Here is a 17,676-nt window from a genome sequence, read left to right as displayed (position 1 = left end):
GTGGTGCGGGGGAGCGGTGGGTCAGTGACGGTGCCGGGCGGCCGGGTGGCTGGCGGGCAGCGCCCGGTCGTCGGCGCCGGTCAGCCGCTCGCGCAGCGACTCGCCCGGCGCGTACTCGCCGCGGAACGCGCCGCGCTCGCGCAGGATCGGCAGCACCGACTCGACGAACTCGACCGTGGAGGCGGGCTGCACGGTCGGCGAGAGCAGGAAGCCGTCCAGGTCGGCGCCCTCCGCCAGCGCGCAGATCTCGTCGGCGATCTCCTCGGCGGTGCCGACCACCGGGCGGGCCCCCACGCCGTGGGTGTGCCAGTCGGCCAGCACGTCGCCGACCGTCCTGCCGGCGAACCGGGCGACCTGGGTCTGCGACATCTCGGTGGACAGCTCGCTCATCGGGGTGTCCGGCGTGTACGAGGACAGGTCCAGGCCGGTGAACATCGCGTACGAGGCGACGGTGACCTCCGGGCGCTGCGCGTCCAGGACCCGCTGCCAGCGGCGCTCGGCGTCCGAGGTGGTGGCGCCGACCACGCAGGAGAACGCCGACATCACCTTGACCTCGTCGGCCTTCCGTCCGGACCGCACGGCCTCGGCGCGGATCGCCCGCGCGTGGCCGGCCAGCTGCTCGACGCCGCCGCTGCCGACGAACATGCACTCGCCGTGCCGCCCGCCGACCCGGCGGCCCGCGGGGGAGGCGCCGGCCTGGAACAGCACCGGGGTGCCCTGCGGGGAGCGGGCGGTGTTGCCGTAGCCGTGCGAGCGGAAGTACGGGCCCTCGTGCTCGACCAAATGCACCTTCGCCGGGTCGGCGAACCGGCCGGCCTTGTCCTTCTCCAGCGCGTCCGGCTCCCAGGCGCCCTCCCAGTACTTGTAGACCAGGTCGAGGAAGTCCTCGGCCATCGCGTACCGGTCGTCGTGCGCGACCATGTCCATCCCGAACGCCTTCACGGCGGTGTCGGCGGTGCCGGTGGTGACCACGTTCCAGCCGAGGCGGCCGCCGGAGAGCTGGTCCAGGGTGGCCAGGCGGCGGGCGAACGCGTACGGCGGCTCGACCAGCACCGAGCCGGTCACCACCAGGCCCAGGTCGGTGGTGGAGGCGAGCAGCGCCGAGGCGACCACGAACGGGTCCAGCCTCGGCAGGTCGAGGGTCTCCTCGGTGGCGATCGGCGGGCGGACCCCGTCGATCTCCGACCAGCCCCAGGCGTCGGCCAGGAACAGGAAGTCCAGCTTGGCGTCTTCGCACAGCCGGGCGACCTCCCGCCAGTAGCCGAGGGTGTCGAACAGGTGGCGGCGGCTGTCGGGGTGCCGCCAGGTGGCGGTGCCGCCGGCGTTGGTCTGGGCGTTCTCGAACAGGCCGAGCTTGAGGCTGCGCATGGGTGTTCTCCGTTGAACAGGCAGGCGGTGCGGGGGAACGGACGGGGGGTCAGCGGACGGTGTCCAGCTGCTCCGCGTACGGCATCGAGGACTGGGCGCCGAGCCCGGTCACGGCCAGCGAGGCCGCCCGGACGGCGCGGGCCGCCGCGGCGGGCAGGTCGGCGCCGCGGGCGAGCGCGTCGGCGAGGGCGCCGCAGAAGGTGTCGCCGGCGCCGACGGTGTCGACGGCGTCCACCACGGGGGCGGGCAGGTGGACGCCCGGGCGGCCCGGCTGCTTGATCAGCGCCCCGTCCGCGCCGAGCGTGACCACCACGGCCCCGCACGGCAGTTCGGCGCGCTCCAGCAGCGCGCGGGCGGCGTCCGGGCCGGTCACCGGCCCGCTGCCGAGCAGCGCGGCCAGCTCGCCCAGGTTGGGCACCAGGACGTCGACGGCGGCCAGCACCTCGGCGGCGACCGGACGGGCCGGGGCCGGGTTGAGGACGACCGTGCCGCCCTGCCCGCGGGTCCGCAGCACGGCCTCGGCCACCACCTCGGCGGCCACCTCGTGCTGCACCAGCACCACCTCGCCGGGGGTGCGGGCCAGCCACTGCGGCAGGTCCTCGACCGAGAGGACGGCGTTGGCGCCCGGGTTGACCACGATGGTGTTCTCGCCCAGCCGGTCGACCACCACCGAGGCGATCCCGGTGCGGGCGTCCGGCGCGGTCAGCACCGCGTCCAGCTCCACGCCCTCGGCGGCCAGCGCCCGCCGGATCGGCTCGCCGTCCGACCCGACCCGGGCCACCAGCCGCACCCGCGAACCGAGCCGGGCGGCCGCGACGGCCTGGTTGGCGCCCTTGCCGCCGACGCCCTCGACGAAGCCCCGCGCGAGCACGGTCTCACCGGGCCGCGGCAGGTCCTCGACGGTCAGGACGAGGTCGCGGTTGACCGAACCGACGACGGTGATGGACGGCATCTGGGGCTCCTCAGGAACCGTGGGAGATCGATCTCCCACACTCTGGACCAGCACTCACGAAGCGTCAAGTACCCTCGTGCTGCGCATTCCGCCAGCTCAGGCGGGCCGGGGTGGCGCGGCGCGATCCGAGACCGGGCCGACACCGTTCCGACACCCCGCCGCCGAGCGGTCCCGGTGCCGCGCACCGCACCACACCTCGCACACCGGGCCGCCGCCACCACGGCGCCACACCGCACCCGACACCGTTCCGACCGGGGAGGACCCCACGTGACAGCGCCCCGACTCCTCGACGTGGCCGCGGCCGCCGGCGTCTCGCGCGCCACCGCCTCCCGCGTCCTGGCCGGCACGCCGCGCAACGTCGACCCCGACCTGGCCCGCCGCGTCGAGGAGGCCGCCCGGCGCCTCGGCTACCGCACCAACCACTCCGCGCGGGCGCTGCGCACCGGCACCACCGGCACCGTCGGCGTGGTCGTCCCCTCGCTCGCCAACCCCTACTTCGTCCAGCTCGCCGACGCCATCGCCCAGCAGGTCCGGGCCGCCGGCGGGCAGCTGGTGGTCTCCGACGCGGCCAACTCGCCGACCATCGAGGCCGAGCAGATCGAGACCCTGCTGAGCGGACGGGTGGACGGGCTGCTGGTCGTCCCGGTCTCCGCCGCGGCCTCCGGGGCGGCGGTCCGGGCCGCCGCCGGGCGCGCGCCCGTGGTGCTGTTCGACCGCTGGGCGAGCGGCTCCGGCACGGTCGCCGTCACCCTCGACAACGCCGCCGCGATGGGCCTGCTGCTCGACCACCTGGACGGCCTCGGCCGCCGCCGGATCGCCGTGGTCGCCGCCGACCAGGCCTCCTCCTCCGGCGCGGAACGCCTCGCCGCCTTCACCGCCGCCCGCGGCCCCGGCGCCCCCGCCGTCCTGCTGCCCAGCTTCACCACCGACGCCGGCCGCACCGCCGGCCGCCGGATCGCCGAGCGGCGCGCCGAGGTCGACGCCGTGGTCTGCGGCGCGGACGTCCTCGCCGTCGGCCTGGTCAGCACCCTGCAACGGGCCGGGGTGTCCGTCCCCGGCGAGATCGCCGTCACCGGCTTCGACGACACCGAACTGCTCGAACTCCTCGACCCCCCGATCACCTCCATCCGGCACCCGCTCGCCGCGATGGCCGAACGCGCCCTCGCCCTGCTCCAGGCCCCCGCCGCCGACCGCGCCGAGGACGTCGAGCGCTTCGCCCCGCAGCTCGTCGTCCGCGCCTCCACCGACGCGGACGCCACCGCCTGACGGCGCGGCCCCGGGGGGCGGCTCCACGGGGAGGCCGTCCTCAGCAGGCGGGCTCGCCGCGGCGGCGACATCGGTCCCGGGTCCGCCCCGGGCGGCGGGCGCGACGGGTTCCCGGGCCGCCGCATCCTTGCATGATTTTGCTGGGCTGCGTATATTCATGCTGGGCCTGAGGAGGGAATGCCATGGTATTGCGAGTAGCGGTCGCCGGAGCGAGCGGGTACGCGGGCGGTGAGGTGCTGCGCCTGCTGCAGGCGCACCCCGAGGTGGAGATCGGCGCGCTGACCGGCGGCTCCAACGCGGGCCAGCGCTTCGGCGCGCTGCAACCGCACCTGATCGGCCTGGCCGACCGGGTGCTGGAGCCGACCAACCCGCAGACGCTCGCGGGGCACGACATCGTCTTCCTCGGCCTGCCGCACGGGCAGTCCGCCGAGCTCGCCGCCCAGCTCGGCGAGGACGTCCTGGTCGTCGACCTGGGCGCCGACCACCGGCTGAAGTCGGCGGCCGACTGGGAGCGGTTCTACGGTTCCGCGCACGCCGGGACGTGGCCCTACGGCCTGCCCGAACTGCCCGGCCACCGCGAGGCGCTGCGCGGCAGCAGGCGGATCGCCGTGCCCGGCTGCTACCCGACCGCCGTCACGCTCGCCCTGTACCCGGCGTACCAGGCCGGTCTGGCCGAGCCGGAGGCGGTGATCACCGCCGCGTCCGGCACCTCGGGCGCCGGCAAGGCCGCCAAGGCCCACCTGCTGGGCAGCGAGGTGATGGGCTCGATGAGCCCGTACGGCGTCGGCGGCGGCCACCGGCACACCCCGGAGATGGCGCAGAACCTGACCCCGCTCGCGGGCGAGCCGGTCACCGTCTCCTTCACGCCCACCCTGGCGCCGATGCCGCGCGGCATCCTCGCCACCTGCTCGGCCAAGGCCCGGCCCGGCACCACCGCCGACGGGCTGCGGGCCGCGTACGAGAAGGCGTACGGCGCCGAGCCGTTCGTCCACCTGCTGCCCGAGGGCCAGTGGCCGCACACCTCGTCCGTGTACGGCTCGAACGCGGCCGTGCTCCAGGTGGCGCTGGACGAGCACGCCGGGCGGATCATCGCGATCAGCGCGATCGACAACCTGGTGAAGGGCACCGCCGGCGGCGCGGTGCAGAGCATGAACATCGCCCTCGGCCTCCCCGAGGAGCTCGGCCTCCCGCTGAACGGAGTCGCACCGTGACCACCCCCCAGGACCAGAGCACCGGCAACGTCGGCGTCACCGCGGCCAAGGGCTTCCGCGCGGCGGGCGTCACCGCGGGCATCAAGGCCTCCGGCAACCCGGACCTCGCGCTGGTCGTCAACGACGGCCCGCGGCGCGCCGCCGCCGGCGTGTTCACCTCCAACCGGGTGCACGCCGCGCCGGTCAAGTGGTCGCGCCAGGTGCTGAACGACGGCGAGCTGACCGCCGTGGTCCTCAACTCCGGCGGCGCCAACGCCTGCACCGGCCCCGAGGGCTTCCAGGACACCCACGCCACCGCCGAGAAGGTCGCCGCCGAACTCGGCGTCGGCGCGATCGAGGTCGCGGTCTGCTCCACCGGCCTGATCGGCGTCCGGCTGCCGATGGACAAGCTGCTGCCCGGCGTCGAACTCGCCGTCGCGGCCCTGTCGGAGACCGGCGGCGAGAGCGCCGCGATCGCCATCAAGACCACCGACACCGTGCACAAGACCGCCCAGGTCACCGCCCCCGCGGGCTGGACCGTCGGCGGCATGGCCAAGGGCGCGGGCATGCTCGCCCCCGGCCTGGCCACCATGCTGGTCGTGGTCACCACCGACGCCGAGGTCGACTCCGCCGCCCTGGACGCCGCGCTGCGCGACGCCACCCGCACCACCTTCGACCGGGTCGACTCCGACGGCTGCATGTCCACCAACGACACCGTGCTGCTGCTGTCCTCCGGCGCCTCCGGGGTCGCCCCGGAGCCGGCCGAGTTCGCCGAGGCCGTGCGCACCGTCTGCGCCGACCTGGCCCGCCAGCTGATCGGCGACGCCGAGGGCGCCTCCAAGGACATCCGGATCGACGTCGTCAACGCCGCCACCGAGGAGGAGGCCGTCGACGTCGCCCGCACCGTCTCCCGCAGCAACCTGCTCAAGTGCGCCATCCACGGCGAGGACCCCAACTGGGGCCGGGTGCTGTCCGCGATCGGCACCACCTCCGCCGCCTTCGACCCGGACCGGCTGGACGTCGCCATCAACGGCGTCTGGGTCTGCCGCGACGGCGGCGTCGGCGAGGACCGCGACCTGGTCTCCATGAAGGACCGCGAGGTCGTCATCACCGCCGACCTCAAGGCCGGTCGGGCCTCGGCCAGCATCTGGACCAACGACCTGACCGCCGAGTACGTGCACGAGAACAGCGCCTACTCCAGCTGACCCCAGGGGGACGACCCACCGCCATGCAGATCGCACCCAAGGGCGAACAGGCCCGCAGCAACGCCGCCCTGCCCAAGGCCCGCACCCTGATCGAGGCGCTGCCCTGGCTGGAGCGCTTCCACGGCAAGACCGTGGTCATCAAGTTCGGCGGCAACGCCATGGTCGACGAGGACCTCAAGGCCGCGTTCGCCCAGGACGTCGTCTTCCTCCGCTTCGCCGGCCTGCACCCCGTCGTCGTGCACGGCGGCGGCCCGCAGATCAGCGCCCAGCTCGACCGGCTCGGCCTGGAGTCCTCGTTCACCGCCGGCCTGCGGGTCACCACCCCCGAGACCATGGACGTGGTCCGGATGGTGCTCGCCGGGCAGGTCCAGCGCGAACTCGTCGGCCTGCTCAACACGCACGGCCCGTTCGCCGTCGGCATGACCGGCGAGGACGCCCACACCATGACCGCCGCCAAGCGCTACGCCGTGGTCGACGGCGAGCAGGTCGACATCGGCCTGGTCGGCGACATCGTCAACATCGAGGCCGGCGCCGTGAAGGCGCTGATCGCCGACGGCCGGATCCCGGTGATCTCCTCGATCGCCCGCGGCACCGACGGCCACGTCTACAACATCAACGCCGACACCGCCGCCGCCGCGATGGCGGTCGCGCTCGGCGCCGAGATGCTGGTCGTGCTCACCGACGTCGAGGGCCTCTACCAGGACTGGCCGAACTCCGACGACGTGATCAGCCAGCTGAGCGCCAGCGAGCTGGAGGAGATGCTCCCCACCCTGGCCACCGGCATGCTCCCCAAGATGGAGGGCTGCCTGCGCGCCGTCCGCTCCGGCGTGGGCACCGCCCGCGTCCTGGACGGGCGGGTCCAGCACAGCCTGCTGCTGGAGATCTTCACCGACGAGGGCATCGGCACCATGGTGGTGCCCGACGACGACAGCACCGTACTGGGGGGCCTGGCATGAGCAGCAACGACGCCGTCATCGAGCGGTACGCGCACAGCCTGATGAACAACTACGGCACCCCGCGGATCCCGCTGGCGCGCGGCGAGGGCGCGCGGCTCTGGGACGCCGACGGCAAGGAGTACCTCGACCTGGTCGGCGGCATCGCGGTCAACGCGCTGGGCACCGCCCACCCCGCGATCGTCGAGGCCGTGACCCGGCAGCTCACCACCCTGGGCCACGTCTCCAACCTCTTCACCGCCGAACCGACGATCGAACTCGCCGAGAAGCTGATCGAGCTGGCCGGACGCCCGGGCAGGGTCTTCTTCTGCAACTCCGGCACCGAGGCCAACGAGGCCGCCTTCAAGATCTCCCGGCTGACCGGCCGCACCCACCTGGTCTCGCTCCAGGGCGCCTTCCACGGCCGCACCATGGGCGCCCTCGCGCTCACCGCCCAGCCCGGCAAGCAGGACCCGTTCAAGCCGCTGCCCGGCGACGTCACGTCCGTCCCGTTCGGCGACGTCGAGGCCCTGCGCGCCGCCGTCACCACCGACACCGCCGCGGTCTTCCTGGAGCCGATCCAGGGCGAGAACGGCGCCATCCCGCTGCCCGACGGCTACCTGAGGGCCGCCCGCGAGATCACCCGGGCCACCGGCACCCTGCTGGTCCTCGACGAGATCCAGACCGGCGTCGGCCGCACCGGCCACTGGTTCGCCCACCAGGCGGACGAGGGCGTCGAGCCCGACCTCGTCACCCTCGCCAAGGGCCTCGGCGGCGGCCTGCCGATCGGCGCCGTGCTCGCCTTCGGCCCGGCCGCCGACCTGCTCGGCCCCGGCCACCACGGCACCACCTTCGGCGGCAACCCGGTGGTCGCCGCGGCCGGCCTGGCCGTGCTGCGCACCATCGAGGAGCAGGGCCTGCTGGAGCACGCCGCCAAGCTCGGCGAGCGGCTGCGGGCCGGCGTCGAGGCGATCGGCGACCCGCTGGTCGACCACGTCCGGGGCAAGGGCCTGCTGCTGGGCATCGTGCTGACCGCGCCGGTCGCCGGGAAGGTCCAGGCCGCCGCCCAGGAGGCCGGCTTCCTGGTCAACGCCGCCGTCGCGGACGCCGTCCGGCTGGTCCCGCCGCTGGTGCTCACCGAGGAACAGGCCGACGCCTTCCTCGCGGCGCTGCCCGAGATCCTCCGGACGGTCCGCGAAGCCGCCCCCGACGCGACCAGCTGAGCGTCCTTCAGGAGAATCATCAGTTATGACCGAACCCCGCCCCGAGCACACGACCCCCGCCACCGGCCCCACGCCGCAGGTCCCGCAGACCCGCACCGCGCGCCACCGGCGGATCGTGGACCTGCTGACCCGTCAGCCCGTCCGCTCGCAGAGCCAGCTCGCCAAGCTGCTCGCCGACGACGGGCTGGTGGTCACCCAGGCCACCCTCTCCCGGGACCTGGACGAGCTCGGAGCGGTGAAGATCCGCAACCGGGACGGCGCGCTCATCTACGCCGTCCCGGCCGAGGGCGGCGACCGCACCCCGCGCGCCCCGATGGGCGAGTCCGCCAGCGAGGCCCGGATGGCCCGGCTGGCGGGCGAGCTGATGGTCTCCGCCACCGCCTCCGGGAACCTGGTGGTGCTGCGCACCCCGCCCGGTGCGGCCCAGTTCCTGGCCTCCGCGATCGACACCGCCGAGGTCTTCGAGATCCTGGGCACCATCGCCGGCGACGACACCGTGCTGCTGATCAGCCGCGACGCGGCCGGCGGGCAGGCGCTCGCCGACCACCTGATGCAACTCGCCCAGGCCAAGTCCCAGTAGCCTCCGCGGCTCCTCGGACCCCGCGTGCGGTACTGGTTTGTGAACTCATACGCGGTGGTGCATACTTATGCCTAACGCCGCATGGAACCCTGTTTGTGAATGGAGATAGCCGTGACCGATCGCGTCGTACTCGCCTACTCGGGCGGTCTGGACACGTCCGTCTGCATCGGCTGGATCGCCGAGGAGACCGGCGCCGAGGTCATCGCCGTCGCCGTCGACGTCGGCCAGGGCGGCGAGGACCTGGAGGTCATCCGCCAGCGCGCGCTCGACTGCGGCGCCGTCGAGGCCGAGGTCGCCGACGCCCGCGACGAGTTCGCCGACGAGTACTGCCTGCCGGCCCTCAAGGCCAACGCGCTGTACCAGGGCCAGTACCCGCTGGTCTCCGCGCTCTCCCGCCCGGTGATCGTCAAGCACCTGGTCGCCGCCGCGCAGAAGCACGGCGCCACCACCGTCGCCCACGGCTGCACCGGCAAGGGCAACGACCAGGTCCGCTTCGAGGTCGGCATCCAGTCGCTGGCCCCGAGCCTGAAGTGCATCGCCCCGGTCCGCGACTACGCGATGACCCGCGACAAGGCGATCGCCTTCGCCGAGGCCAAGAACCTCCCGATCGTCACCACCAAGAAGAACCCGTACTCGATCGACCAGAACGTCTTCGGCCGCGCCGTCGAGACCGGCTTCCTCGAGGACATCTGGAACGCCCCGATCGAGGACGTCTACGAGTACACCCAGGACCCGGCCGCCCAGCGCGAGGCCGACGAGGTCGTCATCACCTTCGAGGCGGGCGTCCCGGTCGCGATCGACGGCCGCAAGGTCACCGTGCTCCAGGCCATCGAGGAGCTGAACAAGCGGGCCGGCGCCCAGGGCATCGGCCGCCTCGACATGGTCGAGGACCGCCTGGTCGGCATCAAGTCCCGCGAGATCTACGAGGCCCCCGGCGCGATCGCCCTGATCACCGCCCACCAGGCCCTGGAGAACGTCACCGTCGAGCGCGAACTCGCCCGCTACAAGCGGCAGGTCGAGCAGCGCTGGGCCGAGCTGGTCTACGACGGCCTGTGGTTCTCCCCGCTCAAGCGCGCCCTGGACGGCTTCGTCAACGAGGCCAACCAGCACGTCTCCGGCGAGATCCGGATGGTCCTGCACGGCGGCCGCGCCGTGGTCAACGGCCGCAAGTCGGACCAGTCGCTGTACGACTTCAACCTCGCCACCTACGACACCGGCGACACCTTCGACCAGTCCATGTCCAAGGGCTTCATCGAGATCTTCGGCATGTCCTCGAAGATCGCCGCCCGCCGCGACCTGGCCTGATCCACCGCTAGCCCCCGCCCCGGCCGCCCGCGGCGGCCGGGGCCGCGCCACACCCAGACCCACCTCCGAAGGAGCCCACGCGATGACCGCCGACCAGCCCGCAGACGTCCGCCTCTGGGGCGCGCGCTTCGCCGACGGCCCCTCCGAGGCCCTGGCCAAGCTCTCCGCCTCCGTCCACTTCGACTGGCGGCTCGCCCCGTACGACATCGCCGGCTCCAAGGCGCACGCCCGCGTCCTGCACAAGGCCGGACTGCTCAGCGACGCCGAGCTCGACGGCATGCTGGCCGGACTGGACCGGCTGCTGGCCGACGTCGAGTCCGGCGCGTTCGTCGGCACGGTCGCCGACGAGGACGTCCACACCGCGCTGGAGCGAGGCCTGCTGGAGCGGCTCGGCGCCGACCTCGGCGGCAAGCTCCGGGCCGGGCGCTCGCGCAACGACCAGATCGCCACCCTGTTCCGGATGTACCTGCGCGACCACGGCAAGGCCATCGGCGCGCTGATCCTCGACCTCCAGCACGCCCTGGTCGGCCTCGCCGAGGCCCACCCGGACACCGCGATGCCCGGTCGCACCCACCTCCAGCACGCCCAGCCGGTGCTCTTCGCGCACCACGTCCTCGCCCACGTCCAGGCCCTCGGCCGGGACGCCGAGCGGCTGCGCCAGTGGGACGCCCGCACCGCCGTCTCCCCGTACGGCTCCGGCGCGCTGGCCGGCTCCTCGCTCGGCCTCGACCCGCAGGCCGTCGCCGCGGACCTCGGCTTCGAGCGCGGCTCGGTCGGCAACTCGATCGACGGCACCGCCTCGCGCGACTTCGTCGCCGAGTTCGCCTTCGTCACCGCGATGATCGGCATCAACCTCTCGCGGATCGCGGAGGAGATCATCATCTGGAACACCAAGGAGTTCGGCTTCATCACGCTGCACGACGCCTTCTCCACCGGGTCGTCGATCATGCCGCAGAAGAAGAACCCCGACATCGCGGAGCTCGCCCGCGGCAAGTCCGGCCGCCTGATCGGCAACCTGACCGGCCTGCTCGCCACCCTCAAGGCCCTGCCGCTCGCCTACAACCGCGACCTCCAGGAGGACAAGGAGCCGGTCTTCGACTCCTGCGACACCCTGGAGGTCCTGCTCCCCGCCTTCACCGGCATGGTCGCCACCCTGACCGTCCACCGCGAGCGCCTGGAGGAGCTGGCCCCGGCCGGCTTCTCGCTCGCCACCGACATCGCCGAGTGGCTGGTCAAGCAGGGCGTCCCGTTCCGGGTCGCGCACGAGGTGGCCGGCGCCTGCGTCAAGGTCTGCGAGGCCGAGGGCATCGAGCTCTCCGACCTCACCGACGCCCAGTTCGCCGCGATCTCCCCGCACCTCACCCCCGAGGTCCGCACCGTGCTGTCCGTCCACGGCGCCATCGCCTCCCGCGACGGCCGCGGCGGCACCGCCCCCTCGGCGGTCGCCGTCCAGCTCGCCGAGGTCAAGCAGGACCTCGCCGCCCAGCAGGCCTGGCTGGCCTGAGCCCGGAGGGGCGGCGACGGGGGGCCGCCGCTCCCCGGGCCGCCGCCCGTCCCCGGGCCTACCCTGGTGCCATGGCCAAAGCAGCCATGGCACTCGCCGAGGGGTTCCGGGGCGAGATCGTGGTGCCCGGGGACGCCGGGTACGACGCGGCCCGCGCGGTGTGGAACGCGGCGGTGGACCGGCGGCCCGAGGTGATCGCGCGCTGCACGGGCGTCGCCGACGTGCTGCGGGCCGTCGCGGTGGCCCGGGAGCACGGCCTGGCGGCGGCCGTCCGGGGCGCGGGGCACGGCCTCGCGGGTCTCGGCACCTGCGACGGCGGGCTCCTGATCGACCTGTCGGGGCTGACCGGCGTCCGGGTGGACCCGGCCCGCCGGCTCGCCCGGGCGCAGCCGGGGGTGACCTGGGGCGCGTTCGACCACGAGACGCAGGCCTTCGACCTGGCGACGACCGGCGCGCCGTACTCGGGGGCGGGCATCGCGGGGTCGACGCTCGGCGGCGGGATCGGCTGGCTGGCCCGCGCGTACGGGCTGACCTGCGACAACCTGGTGGAGGCGGACGTGGTGACCGCCGACGGGCGGCTGCTGACGGTGAGCGCGGCCGCGCACCCGGAGCTGTTCGCGGGGCTGCGCGGCGGCGGCGGCAACTTCGGCGTGGTCACCTCCTTCACGTACCGGCTGCACCGGGTGGGCCCGCACGTGCTGTGCGGGGCGGTCTACGTGCCGGTGGAGCTGCTGGCGCCGACCCTGGCCGAGGTGCGGGACTTCACGGCGCACGCCCCGGACGGCCTGACCGTCGCCGTCGAGTTCGGCCGCCCGCACGGCGTGCCGCAGCTGCCGGACCGGACGGTGCTGCGGATCGGCCTGTGCTGGTCCGGCCGGGCCGACCGGGGCCGGGAGGCGGTCGCCCCGCTGCGCGCCCTGCCGGGGGTGCTGCTGGACACCGTGCAGACCCGCCCGTACGCGCTGTGGCAGCGGGCGCTGGACGCGGACCGGGGCCCGGGCGCGGGCGGCTTCGTGCGCTCCGAGTTCCTCTCGGTGCTGGACGGCGCGGCGATCGACCGGCTGGCCGCCCGGGTCGCGGCGATGCCGGGGCCGCGGTCCCGGCTGCAGCTGGCGTTCCTGGGCGGCGCGGTGGCCCGGGTCGGCCCGGAGGACACCGCGTACACCCACCGGACGGCGCCGTACCTGCTGAGCGCGGTGGGGCGGTGGACGGACGGCCCGGCGCGCCCGCAGGTGGAGTGGGTGCGGGAGTGCTGGGAGGCGATGCGCCCGTTCTCCTCGGGCGGGGCGTACGTGAACCTGATGGGCCAGGAGGGGCCGGCCCGGGTGGTGGAGGCGTACGGGCTGGCGAAGTACGAGCGGCTGGTCGCCCTGAAGGACAGGTACGACCCGACCAACCTGTTCCGGGTCAACCAGAACATTCGCCCGAGCGGGTGAGGGCGCCACCCGAGGGGGCGTGACGCTCGCCACGTCGGGCGTCGGGGAGGTTGAGAACAGCTGGCGGCTGGGTAGAGCGGTGGCGAACGTCTCTCTTGACGGCCGTCCGGCCGCCCGGATACTGAGCGTGAGCGCGTCAGTCCCGGCTGCCCGGACCACCGTCCGGCGGGACGCGTCGCGCTTCTCCCGGGCCGGGCCGATCCCCGTCCGGGCACACCTCGGAACAGGAACCGGTGCAAGACCCTCACTCGCACGCGCCGGGCACTTAACGATGGAGGCCCCCGCACATGGGCATGAGTGTGATCATCGCAGCGGCACGACCGGACGAGGCGGAGCAGATCCTCAAGCTCCAGTACCTCAGCTACCAGAGCGAGGCGGAGCTGTACGGCGACTGGACGCTGGAGCCGCTGACCCAGACCCTGGAGAGCCTCAGGGCCGAGCTGTCCGAGCAACGGGTCCTGGTGGCCCGGCTCGGCGACGAGGTGGTGGGCAGCGTCCGCGGCTGGGTGGACGACAACGGCGTCGGCCGGATCGGCCGACTAGTGGTGCACCCCCGGATGCAGCGGCACGGCCTGGGCCGCCGCCTGCTGGAGGCGCTGGAGGCCCGACTGGCCGAGGACGGCGCGGAGGGCGGCTTCGAGCTGTTCACCGGCCACCGCAGCCTGGGCAACCTGCGGCTGTACCGCCGGCTCGGCTACCGCGAGACCGAGGTGCGCGAGGTGTCGCGCCGGCTGTCGATCGTGACGCTGGCCAAGCCGGTGCCGGCCACCCTGGCCGCCTGACGCCCCGCCACGCACCCGCGGCGCCCGACCCGAACGAGGGGTCGGGCGCCGCTGCGCTTGCGCCGCAAGGGTCGTGTCCGGAGTTCGGACAGCGCGTCCCGGGAATTGGGACGTGGACCAAATGTCTGATTTACTGGGTTCCATGACCACGACGACGACATGCATCCCCACCGGCGCGACGCCGGCAGGTGAGTCGCGCATGTGCGGCCGTCGAATGTGTCGCCGCTGAGGGCACTCGCCCGGCGCCCGCTGACGCCCCGTCCGCTGATGACTCGTTAGGGCCACGCCCACAGGCGGCCCGGCCGACCGGCGGACATGATCGTAACGACGCCGACCGCCCACTCTTCCCCGGCACCCGCGTGCCCATCCCGCCACTGGCGCGGACGCCCCCGCGGCCGTCCGCAGACGAACAACGGAAGCAGCTGTGATCACCACCAAGGGCCTGACCAAGGTCTACCGCTCCCAGGACCGCGAGGTCCGGGCGCTGGACGACGTGGACCTGCACGTACGGCAGGGCGAGGTGTTCGGAGTCGTCGGCACCAGCGGCGCCGGCAAGTCCACCCTGATCCGGTGCGTCAACCTGCTGGAGCGGCCCACCTCCGGCACCGTCACCGTCGACGGCGTGGAACTGACCGCGCTGTCCGGCAGCGAGCAGCGCGCCGGACGCGACCTGCGCGCCGCCCGGCAGCGGATCGGCATGGTCTTCCAGCACTTCAACCTGCTCTCCTCGCGCACCGCCCAGGAGAACGTCGAACTGCCGCTGGAGATCATCGGACTGGACCGCCGCGAACGCCGCCGCAAGGCCGCCGAACTGCTCGACCTGGTCGGCCTCGCCGACAGGGCCCGCAGCTACCCCGGCCAGCTCTCCGGCGGCCAGAAGCAGCGCGTCGGCATCGCCCGGGCGCTGGCCGGCGACCCCAAGGTGCTGCTCTCCGACGAGGCCACCAGCGCGCTCGACCCGGAGACCACCCGCTCGATCCTCAAACTGCTGCGCGAGCTCAACCAGCAGCTCGGCCTGACCATCCTGCTGATCACGCACGAGATGGAGGTCATCAAGTCGGTCTGCGACTCGGCCGCCCTGATGCGCGGCGGCCGGGTGGTCGAGACCGGACAGCTCACCGACCTGCTCGCCGACGGCCACTCGCGGATCGCCCGGGACCTCTTCCCGCTCGGCGACTTCGGCACCCGGGACCCCGAGCGCACCGTCCTGGAGATCACCTTCCAGGGCGACGCGCCCGCCCAGCCGTTCGTCTCCCAGCTGGCCCGCACCTACCAGATCGACATCAACATCCTCGGCGCGGCCGTCGAGACCATCGCCGGCCGCCTGGTCGGCCGGATGCGGGTCGAACTGCCCGGCAGCCACACCGACAACGTGGTGCCGATCGGCTACCTGCGCCAACAGGGCCTCCAGGTGGACGTCCTCGACCTGTCGAACGGAGCGGCGGCATGACCTGGGACCAGATGCAGGAACTGATGTGGCCCGCCACCTGGGAGACCTTCGGCATGGTCGGCATCGCCGGCCTGGCCAGCCTGGTGATCGGCCTGCCGCTCGGGCTGCTGCTGGTGCTCACCGACCGGGGCGGCCTGCTGCAGAACCTGACGGTCAGCCGGGTGCTCGGCACGGTCGTCAACCTCGGCCGCTCCATCCCGTTCGTGATCCTGATGGTCGCGGTCCTCCCGCTCACCCGGGCGGTCGCCGGCACCACGCTCGGCTGGCAGGCCGCCAGCGTCCCGCTCGCGATCGGCGCGATCCCGTTCTACGCCCGGCTGGTGGAGACCTCGATCCGCGAGGTCGACGGCGGCCTGGTCGAGGCGCTCAAGTCGATGGGCTCCGGCACCGGCACCATCGTCCGCAAGGCCCTGCTGCCCGAGGCGCTGCCCTCGCTGGTCGCCTCCGCCACCACCACGGTGATCGCGCTGATCGGCTACTCCGCGATGGCCGGCACGGTCGGCGGCGGCGGGCTCGGCGACCTCGCCATCCGCTACGGCTACCTGCGCTTCGAGACCGCCTTCATGTGGGTCATCGTCGCCGAACTGGTGGTCATCGTCACCGCGATCCAGCTGCTCGGCGACTTCGCCGCCCGCCGGCTCTCGCACCGGGGCGACTACCGCAGCCCGCTCGGCTTCTTCCGCTCCGCCACGGCGAAGCCGGAGGAGACCGAGGAGGACCTGCTCTCCTCCCACTGACTCCCCGTCCCGCACCACGGAACGGGCTCCCCGGCCCCACCAGGGCCGATCGCATCCCGCAGAAAGGCACTTTTCGTGCGTAACGTCCTGAAGACCACCGCCCTGACCGCCACCGCCGCCGGCCTCGCGCTCACCCTCGCCGCCTGCTCCTCGGACTCCTCCGGCTCCGGCGCCGCCGCCGACCCGAACAAGCCCCTGGTGGTCGCCGCCAGCCCCACCCCGCACGCGCAGATCCTCAAGTTCGTGCAGGACAACCTGGCGGCCAAGGCCGGCCTCAAGCTGGACATCAAGGAGGTCAGCGACTACGTGACCCCCAACACCTCGGTCCAGGACGGCTCCGCGGACGCGAACTACTTCCAGCACCAGCCCTACCTCGACGACTTCAACAAGAAGAACGGCACCGACATCGTCCCGGTCGAGACCGTCCACCTGGAGCCGCTCGGCGTCTACTCCAAGAAGGTCAAGAGCGTCGGCGAGCTCAAGGACGGCGCCCAGGTCGCCGTCCCCAGCGACGCCACCAACGAGGGCCGGGCGCTCAAGCTGCTCGCCGACAACGGCGTCATCACCCTCAAGGGCGGCGCCGGCACCACCGCCACCGTCCAGGACGTCGCCTCCAACCCGAAGAACCTCAAGTTCAAGGAGCTGGAGGCGGCCCAGCTGCCGCGCTCCCTCGACGACGTCGACGCCGCCGTCATCAACGGCAACTACGCCCTGGGCGCCAACCTCAAGCCCGCCACCGACGCCCTGGTGCTGGAGAAGGCCGAGGGCAACCCCTACGCCAACATCCTCGCCGTCAAGAAGGGCCACGAGAGCGACCCGCGGGTCCAGAAGCTCGCCGAGCTGCTGCACTCCGCCGAGGTGAAGAAGTACATCGACGACAACTTCCAGGGCGCCGTCATCCCGGCGTTCTGACCCGCCGTCCGAACCCAGAGGTGCCCCCGGCCTCCCCGCCGGGGGCACCGTGCTGACGAGCCGTGAGGTGCGGAGCGGGTACGCTGGCACGCCCGGCGAAGGGCGGGGCGTACGGTGTGTCCACGACCCGGCGAGGAGAGACGGCATGGTTGCGAACTTCCCCGAGACAGCGATCAGCACCGAACGGCTGCTGCTGCGCGCCCTTGAGGAGCAGGACGCCCCCGGACTGGCCGCCATGCTCGGCGACGAACTCGTCCAGACCTGGACCGGCCACCCCCGCCCCTACCGGCCGGACGACGCCCGCGAACTGATCGCCCGGCACGCCCCCGAACGGCGCGCCCGGGGACGCGGAATCGTTTTCGCCGTCACCGAGCACCTCACCCAGCGGCTGGTCGGCCTGCTCGAACTCGACCGCACCGACTGGCACCTGCGCGCCACCGAGGTCCGCTTCGTCACCGCCCCCTGGGCCCGGGGCGAGGGCTACGCGCCCGAGGCCGTCCTCGGCACCGCCCAGTGGCTGTTCGAGGACCGCGGCTTCCAACGCCTCGAACTGCGCACCGCCGCCGGCAACACCGCCGCCCAGCAGGTCGCCCAGAAGGCCGGCGCGATCAGCGAGGGCGTGCTGCGCAACGCCGCCATAGTCCGCGGCGGCGAGTGGGGCCCCGGCCCCGAGGAGCACACCGACCTGATCGTGTGGAGCCTGCTCCCCGAGGACCTCGACCCGCCCGAGCCGGTCCACCCCGACGACCGCTACCACGCGCTGCCCCGCTGACCCCGCCCCCGGCCCCCGGCCCGACCCCGCGCCGCCCCGCCCGCGCCGCCGCCCACGTGTCG

The 17,676-nt window shown here is 73.6% G+C and carries 16 protein-coding genes; 14 read left to right on the top strand and 2 right to left on the bottom strand.

Annotated features, from left to right (window positions below):
• Positions 1 to 21: 21 nt before the first annotated feature.
• Both ACZ3J7_RS07505 and ACZ3J7_RS07500 read right to left on the bottom strand, forming a co-directional pair.
• Entirely contained in the window at positions 22 to 1,368 is a 1,347-nt protein-coding gene (locus ACZ3J7_RS07505; RefSeq protein ID WP_465617799.1) for an NtaA/DmoA family FMN-dependent monooxygenase, read from the bottom strand.
• A gap of 49 nt (positions 1,369 to 1,417) precedes the next feature.
• Entirely contained in the window at positions 1,418 to 2,320 is a 903-nt protein-coding gene (locus tag ACZ3J7_RS07500) for a ribokinase (protein ID WP_465617797.1), read from the bottom strand.
• A gap of 267 nt (positions 2,321 to 2,587) precedes the next feature.
• On the opposite strand from ACZ3J7_RS07500, the gene ACZ3J7_RS07495 reads away from it, so the two are divergent.
• The 14 genes from ACZ3J7_RS07495 to ACZ3J7_RS07430 all read left to right on the top strand — a co-directional run bounded on the left by ACZ3J7_RS07495 (position 2,588) and on the right by ACZ3J7_RS07430 (position 17,614).
• The gene (locus tag ACZ3J7_RS07495) at positions 2,588 to 3,586 is read left to right on the top strand and encodes a LacI family DNA-binding transcriptional regulator (RefSeq protein WP_465617795.1); all 999 of its coding nucleotides are present in this window, start codon (positions 2,588 to 2,590) and stop codon (positions 3,584 to 3,586) included.
• A 182-nt stretch (positions 3,587 to 3,768) separates the two neighbouring features.
• Positions 3,769 to 4,797 (top strand): N-acetyl-gamma-glutamyl-phosphate reductase, encoded by a 1,029-nt coding sequence (gene argC / locus ACZ3J7_RS07490; protein ID WP_465617794.1) that lies wholly within the window; start codon positions 3,769 to 3,771, stop codon positions 4,795 to 4,797.
• On the top strand, positions 4,794 to 5,981 hold the full coding sequence (gene argJ / locus ACZ3J7_RS07485) for a bifunctional glutamate N-acetyltransferase/amino-acid acetyltransferase ArgJ (protein WP_465617793.1): 1,188 nt from the start codon (positions 4,794 to 4,796) through the stop codon (positions 5,979 to 5,981). The genes argC and argJ overlap by 4 nt, the downstream gene beginning before the upstream one ends.
• 23 nt (positions 5,982 to 6,004) lie before the next feature.
• A complete protein-coding gene (gene argB, locus ACZ3J7_RS07480; RefSeq protein ID WP_465617792.1) occupies positions 6,005 to 6,937 on the top strand; it encodes an acetylglutamate kinase in 933 nt (310 codons plus the stop codon).
• A complete protein-coding gene (locus tag ACZ3J7_RS07475) occupies positions 6,934 to 8,136 on the top strand; it encodes an acetylornithine transaminase (RefSeq protein WP_465617790.1) in 1,203 nt (400 codons plus the stop codon). Before argB ends, ACZ3J7_RS07475 begins: the two co-directional genes overlap by 4 nt.
• Positions 8,137 to 8,161: 25 nt before the next feature.
• Positions 8,162 to 8,716 carry an arginine repressor gene (locus tag ACZ3J7_RS07470; RefSeq protein ID WP_033211503.1) on the top strand — a complete coding sequence of 185 codons (555 nt, stop codon included), beginning with the start codon at positions 8,162 to 8,164 and terminating at the stop codon, positions 8,714 to 8,716.
• Positions 8,717 to 8,827: 111 nt separating this feature from the next.
• The gene (locus ACZ3J7_RS07465) at positions 8,828 to 10,021 is read left to right on the top strand and encodes an argininosuccinate synthase (RefSeq protein WP_465617788.1); all 1,194 of its coding nucleotides are present in this window, start codon (positions 8,828 to 8,830) and stop codon (positions 10,019 to 10,021) included.
• Between the two features lie 82 nt (positions 10,022 to 10,103).
• Positions 10,104 to 11,525 (top strand): argininosuccinate lyase, encoded by a 1,422-nt coding sequence (gene argH / locus ACZ3J7_RS07460; protein WP_465617786.1) that lies wholly within the window; start codon positions 10,104 to 10,106, stop codon positions 11,523 to 11,525.
• Between the two features lie 71 nt (positions 11,526 to 11,596).
• Positions 11,597 to 12,961: an FAD-binding oxidoreductase gene (locus tag ACZ3J7_RS07455; RefSeq protein ID WP_465617784.1), complete on the top strand. Its 1,365-nt coding sequence runs from the start codon at positions 11,597 to 11,599 to the stop codon at positions 12,959 to 12,961.
• 287 nt (positions 12,962 to 13,248) lie between these two features.
• Positions 13,249 to 13,743: a GNAT family N-acetyltransferase gene (locus tag ACZ3J7_RS07450; RefSeq protein ID WP_465617782.1), complete on the top strand. Its 495-nt coding sequence runs from the start codon at positions 13,249 to 13,251 to the stop codon at positions 13,741 to 13,743.
• 424 nt (positions 13,744 to 14,167) lie between these two features.
• Positions 14,168 to 15,193, top strand: coding sequence for a methionine ABC transporter ATP-binding protein (locus tag ACZ3J7_RS07445; protein WP_465617781.1), 1,026 nt, complete (start codon positions 14,168 to 14,170; stop codon positions 15,191 to 15,193).
• On the top strand, positions 15,190 to 15,930 hold the full coding sequence (locus ACZ3J7_RS07440; protein WP_465617779.1) for a methionine ABC transporter permease: 741 nt from the start codon (positions 15,190 to 15,192) through the stop codon (positions 15,928 to 15,930). Before ACZ3J7_RS07445 ends, ACZ3J7_RS07440 begins: the two co-directional genes overlap by 4 nt.
• A gap of 75 nt (positions 15,931 to 16,005) precedes the next feature.
• Complete coding sequence (locus ACZ3J7_RS07435; protein ID WP_465617777.1) at positions 16,006 to 16,842, top strand: MetQ/NlpA family ABC transporter substrate-binding protein; 837 nt, start codon at positions 16,006 to 16,008, stop codon at positions 16,840 to 16,842.
• A gap of 145 nt (positions 16,843 to 16,987) precedes the next feature.
• Positions 16,988 to 17,614, top strand: coding sequence for a GNAT family N-acetyltransferase (locus ACZ3J7_RS07430; RefSeq protein WP_465617775.1), 627 nt, complete (start codon positions 16,988 to 16,990; stop codon positions 17,612 to 17,614).
• The last annotated feature ends 62 nt before the right edge of the window (positions 17,615 to 17,676 follow it).

Source organism: Kitasatospora sp. NPDC015121, from assembly GCF_055562955.1.
The sequence above is the reverse complement of the archived record's forward strand: the minus strand, read 5'-3'. Positions and strand labels throughout refer to the sequence as shown.

What these genes read in the sequence shown, in the direction of transcription:
- ACZ3J7_RS07505 (WP_465617799.1), bottom strand. Translation starts at nt 1,368, where the DNA reads ATGCGCAGCCTCAAGCTCGGCCTGTTCGAGAACGCCCAGACCAACGCC.
- ACZ3J7_RS07500 (WP_465617797.1), bottom strand. Translation starts at nt 2,320, where the DNA reads ATGCCGTCCATCACCGTCGTCGGTTCGGTCAACCGCGACCTCGTCCTG.
- argC (WP_465617794.1), top strand. Translation starts at nt 3,769, where the DNA reads ATGGTATTGCGAGTAGCGGTCGCCGGAGCGAGCGGGTACGCGGGCGGT.
- argB (WP_465617792.1), top strand. Translation starts at nt 6,005, where the DNA reads ATGCAGATCGCACCCAAGGGCGAACAGGCCCGCAGCAACGCCGCCCTG.
- ACZ3J7_RS07475 (WP_465617790.1), top strand. Translation starts at nt 6,934, where the DNA reads ATGAGCAGCAACGACGCCGTCATCGAGCGGTACGCGCACAGCCTGATG.
- ACZ3J7_RS07470 (WP_033211503.1), top strand. Translation starts at nt 8,162, where the DNA reads ATGACCGAACCCCGCCCCGAGCACACGACCCCCGCCACCGGCCCCACG.
- argH (WP_465617786.1), top strand. Translation starts at nt 10,104, where the DNA reads ATGACCGCCGACCAGCCCGCAGACGTCCGCCTCTGGGGCGCGCGCTTC.
- ACZ3J7_RS07455 (WP_465617784.1), top strand. Translation starts at nt 11,597, where the DNA reads ATGGCCAAAGCAGCCATGGCACTCGCCGAGGGGTTCCGGGGCGAGATC.
- ACZ3J7_RS07450 (WP_465617782.1), top strand. Translation starts at nt 13,249, where the DNA reads ATGGGCATGAGTGTGATCATCGCAGCGGCACGACCGGACGAGGCGGAG.
- ACZ3J7_RS07440 (WP_465617779.1), top strand. Translation starts at nt 15,190, where the DNA reads ATGACCTGGGACCAGATGCAGGAACTGATGTGGCCCGCCACCTGGGAG.
- ACZ3J7_RS07430 (WP_465617775.1), top strand. Translation starts at nt 16,988, where the DNA reads ATGGTTGCGAACTTCCCCGAGACAGCGATCAGCACCGAACGGCTGCTG.